Here is a 6,000-nt window from a genome sequence, read left to right on the forward strand (position 1 = left end):
AGAGAAAAACAATTTACCCACTTTTCGCACTTCTTAACATTCAATAGCTACAATCATGGATTTTTATCAAGGTTAAGAATTGTATTTTTTTTTCTCAGAAAAAATCAATTATTGAAAATGTTCTCAATAGTAGGTTCTACAATGAAGGTTTTTCGTCAAAACATCTTGGGGAATGTAAAGATATATAAAAGTATATGAAGATTTGCGGAATGTCGGATTTAATAAACTTCATAATGTTCACTTTCGCAGCCAAAATAAGAATTTAAGGACAGCGAAAGAGATCGTCACCTGGGGAAGTCAGCCCATTGTACAACTTAGTACAACTTTCTTGCCTCAACGCTCCGACCTGCTGCTGTCTGCTTTTACTTATAGTTGCAAAGACTATGTCATCAAGCGCTGGTAAATATCTATCCCCACCCCAACGTCAGCAACTTCTCGAAATCTTAACAGAATCAAATATCTCTGATGTTGATCGCAAACGGATTCAAATCATTCTTTTCGCTGACGAGGGCAAATCCCAGGCCGAGATCCGTAAGCTTCTCGATTGTACTGCCGCCACCGCTAGTAAATGGATACTGATCGCCGAGAGTGGCAAGATCGAGCGCTGGCAGAAATACCGCCGCGGTCGCCCTTCAAAAGTTGATCAACCTTACCTCGATCGCCTGAGGGAACTGATTAGTAAATCCCCCCGGGATTTCGGCTATTCCTTTAAGCGATGGTCGGGAGTTTGGTTAGCGCGGCATCTAGAGAAAGAATTCGGGGTCGCACTCACCCCCACCCACATCAATCGCCTCCGCAAACAGCTACAGCCGATCCGCATCGTCGATCTTTCTCCTTCAGCCAAAGCTTAAAACAACTATGCTCGATACTCACAGCCTCGTCAATCCCTGGCCAGAATTCCTGTCCGAAACCCAGTGGCGGAGTCTCCAGAAAACGGCGATCACCCTCTCTCCCGAAGCAGGTACACTGCCCCTACAGCCCGGATTATACCTAGTGGTTCGCGGCAAAGTTCGTATAGCGAACTCGCAGCAAAAAGAGATGATTGCGCTCAAAACCGGCGAATTTTTCGGGGAATTCTCCCTCTTTCCCCGATCGGGTTTTCTTCCCTACTCGGTTCGAGTCTCCGCAAAGGCGGAACTACTTCTTATCCCCGAGTCCGCCCTGAAGCCGATCCTGAAAAAACACCCCGCCCTGAAAAAAACATTACTACAACGGGCGCGGGAAATTGAGCAACTTCTTGGGACGAAGACAGAAGAAACGGACAAAAAAAGCGATCGAGCCTATTTTCCCTCTCCGGCGCAGCGGTTAGGTCACTGGATCGGTCAATCCCTCCGCCGTTATCCCTTCTTCGAGCAACAGTCCGCCTCCGATTGCGGGGCGGCCGGTTTAGTCATGATCGCCCGTTATTGGGGCAAAAGAATCAGCGTCAACCGTTTGCGGGAAATGGCCAACGTCAACCGCGACGGGGCATCCCTGAAGGGACTGATCACCGCGGCGGAAAATATCGGCCTCTCCACCCGTCCGGTAAAAGCGACTCTAGAGGGATTAGGGAAACAGCCCCTACCGGCGATCGCTCACTGGGAAGGCAAACACTTCGTTGTTATCTGGAAAATTACCCCCAAACAGGTGATTATTGGCGATCCAGCGATCGGGCAATTAACCCTAAGTCGTGCCGAATTCACCAGTAAATGGACGGGATTCACCCTGCTGCTCCAACCGAACCAGAAATTCCGGGACACGAAAGAGGATAAAACCTCTCTCTGGCAGTTTTATCGCTTACTGGAACCCCATTGGTTCGTACTGCTGGAAATTTTCGTCGCCTCGCTTTTTATCCAGATATTCGGCTTAATTACGCCGATTTTCACCCAGTTAATCCTCGATCGGGTAATCGTGCAGGGGTCCTTAACTACCCTTTGGGCAATGGGGATCGGTGCGCTAATTTTCGGGGTTTTTCGGGTGGCAATTACCGGTTTACGCGCCTATCTCCTCGATCACACCGCTAATCGCATCGATACGGCATTAATCACCGGTTTTATCCGCCATACCCTCAGCCTTCCCCTCGGTTATTTCGAGTCCCGCTATGTGGGCGATATTATTTCCCGCGTCGGGGAAAATCGCAAGATTCAGCGTTTTCTCTCTGGGGAAGCTCTCTCGATTTTACTTGACTTATTAACGGTTTTCGTGTACGTGGCGGTGATGTTCCGCTATAGCTGGCAATTAGCCCTCATCAGTTTAGCGATTGTGCCACCGTTCCTTCTGCTGGCGTTAATTTCTACCCCTTTTCTCCAGCGAATATCCCGGGATATTTTTCAGGCGATCGCTAAAGAAAGCAGTTACCTGATCGAGATTTTAACCGGTATTCGTACCGTCAAATCTACCGCCACAGAGCGATCGACCCGTTGGCACTGGGAAGACCTTTTCTCGGTGGAGGTCAAGAAAAATTTCTCCGGGCAGATCATCGGCAATAATCTCCAGATATTCAGTAATCTGATCGAATCTTTAGCGACGACAGGGTTACTCTGTTTCGGTGCCTATCTAGTGATTCAAAATCAATTATCGATCGGACAATTGATCGCCTTTAATATGCTTTTTGCCCAGATCATCGCGCCTTTTCAACGCTTAACCGTTCTCTGGACGCAATTTCAAGAAGTCAATATCGCCGTCGAGCGGATTAACGATGTACTAGACGCAAAGCCGGAGGAGAATTTAGAGGAACTTTCCCGTCAGTTTCTCCCGGAATTACAGGGACATATTCGCTTTGAAAATGTCAGCTTTCGCTACCACACCGACAGCGATCGCAATATTTTAGAAAACCTCAGTTTTGAGATTTTACCCGGTCAAACCGTTGCCCTCGTCGGTCGGAGCGGTTCGGGAAAAACCACGATCTCGAAATTACTGATCGGCCTCTATCCCCCCACCGAGGGGAAAATCTCGATCGACGGTTACGATCTGAGTACGATCGCCCTCAGTTCCCTCCGGCAACAGGTGGGAGTCGTCGATCAGGATACTTTTCTCTTCGGTTCCACGATTCGGGAAAATATCAGTTTAGGTCATCCCGATCACCCCCTAGAAAATGTGGTGGTCGCGGCGAAATTAGCGGGAATTCATGACTTTATTCAATCACTGCCGATGGGGTACGAAACCCAAATCGGCGAGGGTGGAGGGCTACTTTCCGGGGGACAGAGACAACGGATCGCCATCGCTCGATCGCTAATGGGAGAGCCGCGCTTATTAATCCTCGATGAAGCCACTTCCCACCTCGATACCGAATCGGAACGGATTATTCAAACAAATCTCCAGAAAATTCGGCAGAATCGCACGATGGTGATTATCGCCCATCGCCTCTCTACGGTGCGGAACGCAGATTGTATTCTCGTTCTCGATCGAGGGGTATTAGTCGATAGTGGAACCCACGAAGAATTAATGGCCCGTCCCGGTATTTACCGTAATTTGAACTCTAATCAATTGAGTGAATAACTATGACCACCAATCTAGACAGAGAGCGCGATAACTGGTCTTTCCAGACCAAGGAATTGATCGATACTTTACCCCTACCCTGGACGCGTGGTTTACTCTATTTTCTGATTATTTTCGTCTCGATCATTCTCCCCTGGGCGATATTCTCAAAAGTCGATGAAACGGGTGTCGGTCCTGGAAAACTGGAACCCCAAGGAGAAACAGTCAAAATCGATGCTATCGCGACGGGAAAAGTGGAAAAAATCTATGTCCGTGAAGGCCAAGAGGTGAAAGCAGGACAACCGATTTTAACCCTAGATTCCTCATTAATCGGCAAGGAAATACAACAAATTGAGGAGAAAATAGAAGGACAAAAAAGCCGTCTTTCCCAACAGAAACTTGTCAAAAGTCAGTTAGAGATTTCTTTAACCACCCAAAGCCAACAAAATCGCGCGGCAGCAGCGGAAAAAGAAGCCTCGATCGAGCAAGCGCGGGAGAATGTGGACGCATTAATCAAGAAAGCGAAAATATCCCTAGAAGAACAACAGGCGCGGGTAAATCAAGCGAAAACCGCCCTCGCACAAAGTCAGACTGATTATCCGATTCTCAAAAGTCGTTATCAAACGGCTTTAAAAGAAGTCGATCGCTACCGAAAAGCGTGGGAGGATGGCGCGATATCGGAGGTGCAATTCATCGAGCGCGAGGACAATGCCAAGGAGCGCCAACAACTCTACGAGCGGGGAAAAGCGGAGGTAAAAGAAAATCAACATAAACTAGCGGAATTAAAAAGTGCCTACCGTCAGACGAGTCAACAAACGAGCGCCGATATCGCCCAAGCGCGTCTGCAATTACAGGAGCGGCAGCGGGGTTATCAAAGTCTCCGCCATTCCAACGAGTTGGCACTCTTAAGGATACAGGAGCAGATTAACAATCTAGACACGGAGATCGCAACACTGGCATCGGAAATCGCCCAAAGCGAGAGTCAACGGCAAGCGCTCCAAATCCAACTAAGTCAGAGGGTTTTAAAGGCGAATACCGACGGCACGATCTTTTCATTACCGATTAAACGCGCGGGTGCGGTGGTGCAGTCGGGAACGCGGGTTGCGGAGATAGCACCGAAGGGATCGCGGTTTATTCTCAAGGCAGAAATGCCCACGGATCAAAGTCAATTTCTCCGCGCCGGTATGCCGATAAAAGTCAAGTTCGATGCCTATCCTTTTCAGGATTACGGCATTATCGGCGGCAAGATTACCAAGAAATCACCGACGGCGATCGAAAAGGAAACGCCCAACGGAAAAATTAACGTTTTCGAGCTAGAAATTCAACTCGATCGCTCCTGTATTCAAAAGGGAAATCAATGTATTCCCCTCAATCCGGGAGATACGGCTACCGCAGAAGCGATCGTCCGTCAGCGTCGGGTGATCGATTACATCCTCGATCCCTTTAAGGATCTGCAAAAAGATGGGTTAAAACTCTAGTTTTTTTAGGTATCGAAGCCAAATTACTTACACCCCTCCCTAACCCTCTTGCCTATCTCAATTAGGAAATTAATTTCGCATAACTGTTTAAGGAGTCATTATGTCCCATAGTATCACAATCACCAATCAAGACCTTATCCAACAGCTTAAGCTATCGGGGAAAGTCCCCGAAATGGCCGAGGGAATTATCGCTCGGAAAATCATCACCGAAACTGCCACGGAAGCGGGGATTAAAAACACAACTGACGAGTTACAACAGGCGGCCGATCAATTCCGTCTCGCCAAAGGATTACATAACGCCAAAGATACATGGAATTGGTTGCAAAAACAGGGCTTATCCCTAGATGATTTCGAGGAGATCGTTCAATTCAATTTACTATCGGGTAAATTAGCCGAACATCTTTTCGCAGACAAAATTGAATCCTATTTCGTCGAACACCAGCTAGATTATACCGGCGCGGTGATCTACGAGGTGGTGTTAGCAGATCAGGCGATGGCAGAGGAGTTGTATGAATCGATTCAGGAGGAGGAAATCAGCTTTCAGGAAGTAGCGCATCGCTATATCGAGGATGTGGAATTACGACGCAAGGGAGGTTATCGCGGTACTGTTTACCGTAAGGATTTACGACCGAATCTTTCGGCCGCAATTTTCGCATCGGATTCTTCTCGATTGTTGAAACCGCTGCAAGGCGATCGAGGTTTTCACCTGATTTTTGTCGAGGAAATCGTTAAACCAAAATTAACCGAGGAGTTGGCTCTGAAAATCGGTGTTGATTTGTTTAACGCCTGGGTAAAGGAGAAGATTCAGGAAATAGAATACGAGTTAAGTAATTAATTGTGGATGGGGTGGAAGCTATCCATCCCGCCCCTTAATTAGGGTCTGCTGAAAAAGTTTTTCCTAGGGGCAGGGTGTAGGGTGTAGGGTGTGGTGCGATTCGTTGGCTAGAAACTAGACAGTAAGACGTTTAGAGGATTAGCCGCTTGGTAAATGTAGTACCTTGATAACTTTATAACCATACAGGTGCGGGTTAGTAATAACCTTAGTCCTGTCCTCTAGATGCCTAGA

The 6,000-nt window shown here is 47.7% G+C and carries 4 protein-coding genes; all 4 read left to right on the forward strand.

Annotated elements, in window-relative coordinates; genetic code table 11:
- The first annotated feature begins 383 nt into the window (after nucleotides 1–383).
- Nucleotides 384–851 (forward strand): helix-turn-helix domain-containing protein, encoded by a 468-nt coding sequence (locus O9324_RS22150; protein WP_288141320.1) that lies wholly within the window; start codon nucleotides 384–386, stop codon nucleotides 849–851.
- Nucleotides 852–858: 7 nt separating this feature from the next.
- On the forward strand, nucleotides 859–3,477 hold the full coding sequence (locus O9324_RS22155; RefSeq protein ID WP_288141321.1) for an ABC transporter transmembrane domain-containing protein: 2,619 nt from the start codon (nucleotides 859–861) through the stop codon (nucleotides 3,475–3,477).
- A 2-nt stretch (nucleotides 3,478–3,479) separates the two neighbouring features.
- Nucleotides 3,480–4,934, forward strand: a complete 1,455-nt coding sequence (locus O9324_RS22160; RefSeq protein WP_190381168.1) for a beta-barrel domain-containing protein — start codon at nucleotides 3,480–3,482, stop codon at nucleotides 4,932–4,934.
- Between the two features lie 100 nt (nucleotides 4,935–5,034).
- The gene (locus tag O9324_RS22165) at nucleotides 5,035–5,769 is read left to right on the forward strand and encodes a foldase protein PrsA (protein ID WP_288141322.1); all 735 of its coding nucleotides are present in this window, start codon (nucleotides 5,035–5,037) and stop codon (nucleotides 5,767–5,769) included.
- Nucleotides 5,770–6,000: the final 231 nt, after the last annotated feature.

Origin of the sequence: Microcystis sp. LE19-84.1B, from assembly GCF_027531875.1 — a bacterium.
Lineage (GTDB): Bacteria > Cyanobacteriota > Cyanobacteriia > Cyanobacteriales > Microcystaceae > Microcystis > Microcystis panniformis.

Excerpts from the sequence above, each read along its gene's own strand:
- O9324_RS22165 (WP_288141322.1), top strand. The coding sequence starts at position 5,035 with ATGTCCCATAGTATCACAATCACCAATCAAGACCTTATCCAACAGCTT.
- O9324_RS22160 (WP_190381168.1), top strand. The coding sequence starts at position 3,480 with ATGACCACCAATCTAGACAGAGAGCGCGATAACTGGTCTTTCCAGACC.
- O9324_RS22150 (WP_288141320.1), top strand. The coding sequence starts at position 384 with ATGTCATCAAGCGCTGGTAAATATCTATCCCCACCCCAACGTCAGCAA.
- O9324_RS22155 (WP_288141321.1), top strand. The coding sequence starts at position 859 with ATGCTCGATACTCACAGCCTCGTCAATCCCTGGCCAGAATTCCTGTCC.